Here is a 3,807-nt window from a genome sequence, read left to right as displayed (position 1 = left end):
CGGCGGTCGCCCGCGCGCGGGGGCGCCCGGCCGGCACGGCTGCCCAACCGCCGTCGGCGTCCGCCGCTGCGCCCGCGGCAGCGCCGGTCGCTCCAGGCCGCGGCGCTCGTCACCGTGCTGGCCGTGATCGGCTGGCTGCTGTGGCTCGGCCCGGTCCTGGCGGTCCGGACCGTGCAGGTCGACGGGCTGAGCGCGCTCACGGCGGAGCAGGTCCGCGAGGTGGCGCGGGTGTCCGACGGCGTGCCGCTGCTGCGCGTCGACGTCGGCGCGGTGGAGGAGCGGGTCGCGACGCTGCCGCAGGTGCGCTCCGTGCAGGCCGCCCGCGGCTGGCCCGACCGCATCGTCATCACGGTGGCCGAGCGCGTACCGGTCGCCGTGGTCGGCAGCCCCGGGAGGCGCTCGCTGGTCGACGCCGAGGGGATCCTGTTCGACACGGTCACCGGGGACGCCCCGCGCGGCGTCGTCCCGCTCGAGGTGGCCGACCCCGGTCCGCGGGACGCCGCCACGACCGCCGGGCTCGCCGCCATCCGGGCGCTCCCGGTCGCGCTGCGCGAGGACATCGAGCAGGTTGCCGTGCCGGGGCCGGAGCGGATCGAGCTGACCATGGCCGACGGCTCGGTCGTGGTCTGGGGCGGCCCGGAGGACTCCGCGACCAAGGGGCAGGTCGTGGTGGCGCTGCTCGACCGCATCGACGACGGTGAGCTGGAGCCCGCCGCGGTGATCGACGTGAGCGCCCCGGACGCCGTCGTCCTCCGCTGACGGCGCCGATCGCTGGCGCCGGCCCGACCGTCGTGGCGCACCGTCGCCGTGCCACTGCGCACCGGTTCCGGCGAGCACATCCGACGACACGCCGGTCGGTCCGACACGCCCGACACGCAGTTCGTCGTCGGATGTTTCTCGTCTCGCGAGTTCGCGTTCGCTGAAGTCGGGGATGAGCCGTTTCGATCGCGAGTCGTCACACCTGGTGGTGCTGATGTGACCACTGAGTCGTCAGCGATTGGTGCGATCCGTCCCCACCGACACGCCGGTCCGGCGGTGGTGCTTGTGAGGCCTCTCCGACCCCACCTAACTTCATCCACGTCGACCGAGTTGACATAACTGTAAGGCTGAACTTGAGGATGAGGGTCCAGTTGGGGAGCGCCGCATGACACCTCCGCACAACTATCTAGCGGTCATCAAGGTCGTCGGCATCGGCGGCGGCGGGGTGAACGCGGTCAATCGCATGATCGAAGTCGGCCTCAAGGGGGTCGAGTTCATCGCGATCAACACCGACGCCCAGGCTCTCCTGATGAGCGACGCCGACGTCAAGCTCGACGTCGGCCGCGAGCTCACCCGTGGGCTGGGCGCCGGCGCCCAGCCCGACGTGGGCCGCCAGGCCGCCGAGGACCACCGCGAGGAGATCGAGGAGGTCCTCAAGGGGGCCGACATGGTCTTCGTGACGGCCGGCGAGGGTGGTGGCACCGGCACCGGTGGCGCCCCCGTCGTCGCCTCCATCGCGCGCAAGCTCGGTGCCCTCACCATCGGTGTGGTCACCCGGCCGTTCGCCTTCGAGGGCAAGCGGCGCGCGGTGCAGGCCGAGTCGGGCATCGACGAGCTGCGCAACGAGTGCGACACGCTGATCGTGATCCCGAACGACCGGCTGCTGCAGCTGGGCGACCGGAACGTGAGCGTCATGGACGCCTTCCGCACCGCCGACCAGGTGCTGCTGTCGGGTGTCCAGGGCATCACCGACCTGATCACCACGCCCGGCCTGATCAACCTGGACTTCGCCGACGTCAAGTCGGTCATGTCCGGGGCGGGCTCGGCGCTGATGGGCATCGGCAGCGCCCGCGGGGACAACCGCGCACTGCTGGCCGCCGAGCAGGCGATCGCCAGCCCGCTGCTCGAGGCGTCGATGGAGGGCGCGCACGGCGTGCTCCTGTCGATCTCGGGAGGCTCGGACCTGGGCCTGTTCGAGATCAACGAGGCCGCGTCGCTGGTCTCCGACGCCGCGCACGCCGACGCCAACATCATCTTCGGCGCCGTCATCGACGACGCCCTGGGTGACGAGGTCCGGGTGACGGTGATCGCGGCCGGCTTCGACGGTGGCCGTCCCAGCTCGCGCAAGGACGGCGCGACGACGACGGCGGGCAGCCCGGGTGGCATGTCCGGTGGGGGCGCGTCGCCGTTCTCGCCGAGCCGCCGCCCGGTCGCGGCTCCGCCGGTGGCCACCACGCCGCCGCCCGCCCCGCAGCCCGCTGCGACGCCGGCGGTCACGGGGGAGCGGCTCGCTCCCTCCGCCGCGGGTGGGTCGCCGACCCCGCCGCGGCAGGGTGGCGGCATCACGGTGCCGCCGCTGCCGCCGATCCAGGGCTCGACCAACGGTCGGCGTCCGCTGTCGAACGAGGACTTCGAGGAAGAGCTGGACATCCCCGAGTTCCTCAAGGGCTGACGCCCCGCTCCAGCACCTGCCGGGGGCACTAGATTGGCCCCGGTGAGCACGCATCCGGCCGCCCCGTCGGCGGTGCGACCCCGTCGGGTCGTCACCGACCGGCGGGGCGGCCGTTCCCGTTCCCCCTACGACTCCTTCAACCTGGGCGACCACGTCGGCGACGACCCGGCCGACGTCGCCGCCAACCGGGCGCGGGTGGCCCGGGAGCTCGGGGTGGGGGAGGAGCGCCTCGTCTGGATGGACCAGGTGCACGGCGCGGGGGTCGCGATCGTCGACGCTCCGCGGGACGGCGCCGTCCCCGAGGTGGACGCGCTGGTGACCGCCACCCCCGGGCTGGTCCTGGGCGTGCTGGCGGCCGACTGCGTGCCGATCCTGCTCGCCGACCACGAGGCCGGCGTCGTCGCCGCCGTGCACGCCGGGCGGGAAGGCGTGCGGAAGGGGGTCGTGCCCGCCGCGCTCTCGGCCATGGCCAGCCTGGGTGCCCGTGCGCGGCACGTGACGGCGCTGCTGGGCCCCGCGGTGTGCGGGGAGTGCTACGAGGTGCCCCAGCGCATGCAGGACGACGTGGCGCGCGTGGCGCCCGCCGCCGTCGCACGCACCCGTGCCGGGACACCCGGTCTGGACCTGCGGGCCGGGGTGGCCGAGATCCTGCGCAAGGCGGGGATCCAGGAGGTCGTCCAGGACCCGCGCTGCACCGTCGAGGACGCGACGCTGTTCTCCCACCGCCGGGAGGGCGTGACCGGCCGCCAGGCCGGGCTCGTCTGGCTCGACGGGGCACCTGCCGGCCCCGGCTCCCGCTGACGCGCGGGAGGATGCGGGGCATGGCAGGCCTCGAGGAGAACCTGACGGCCGTCCGGGCGCGCATCGACGCGGCCGCGCGCGCGGCGGGCCGCGATCCCGCGACGGTGGGGCTGCTCGCCGTCAGCAAGACCTGGCCGGCGGCGGACGTCCGCGCCCTGGCCGCCCTCGGTCAGCACGACTTCGGCGAGAACCGCGTGCAGGAGCTGCTCGACAAGGCCGGTGAGCTCGAGGGAGTGGCGCTGCGCTGGCACTTCGTCGGCCAGCTGCAGCGGAACAAGGCGGCGGCCCTGGTCCGCACCGGCGCCGTCGTGCACTCCGTCGACCGCACGTCGCTGGTCACGACCCTCGACCGGGCCGGCCGGTCGGCCGGGCGGCCGGTCGAGGTGTTCCTGCAGGTGGACCTCGGTGGTCCGGTGGGGGAGGCCGCGGCCCGCGGCGGTGCGCAGCCCGGCGACGTCAGCCGGGGAAGCGGCAGCGGTGGTCACGGGCGCGGAGGTACCGGTCGAGCGCGGCGGCGGGGCGGTACCCGTCCGTGGGCGGTGGCGGGCCGAGCCCGGGCAGGCCGCTCAGGTCGT

At 74.6% G+C, this 3,807-nt stretch carries 4 protein-coding genes; all 4 read left to right on the top strand.

All coding sequences use genetic code 11. From position 1 onward, the window contains the following. Positions 1–759 (top strand): cell division protein FtsQ/DivIB (locus C5507_RS21890; RefSeq protein WP_249027846.1); only part of this gene is annotated, 759 nt, incomplete at its 5' end. Positions 760–1,144: 385 nt separating this feature from the next. Then, complete coding sequence (gene ftsZ / locus C5507_RS21885) at positions 1,145–2,431, top strand: cell division protein FtsZ (RefSeq protein ID WP_104530587.1); 1,287 nt, start codon at positions 1,145–1,147, stop codon at positions 2,429–2,431. A gap of 42 nt (positions 2,432–2,473) precedes the next feature. Next, the gene (gene pgeF / locus C5507_RS21880) at positions 2,474–3,232 is read left to right on the top strand and encodes a peptidoglycan editing factor PgeF (RefSeq protein WP_207225679.1); all 759 of its coding nucleotides are present in this window, start codon (positions 2,474–2,476) and stop codon (positions 3,230–3,232) included. 20 nt (positions 3,233–3,252) lie between these two features. Then, the coding region (locus C5507_RS21875) for an alanine racemase (RefSeq protein ID WP_211295544.1) at positions 3,253–3,807 on the top strand (555 nt) is incomplete at its 3' end.

The sequence above is a fragment of the Blastococcus saxobsidens genome, assembly GCF_002938435.1.
GTDB lineage: Bacteria > Actinomycetota > Actinomycetes > Mycobacteriales > Geodermatophilaceae > Blastococcus > Blastococcus saxobsidens.
The sequence above is the reverse complement of the archived record's forward strand: the minus strand, read 5'-3'. Positions and strand labels throughout refer to the sequence as shown.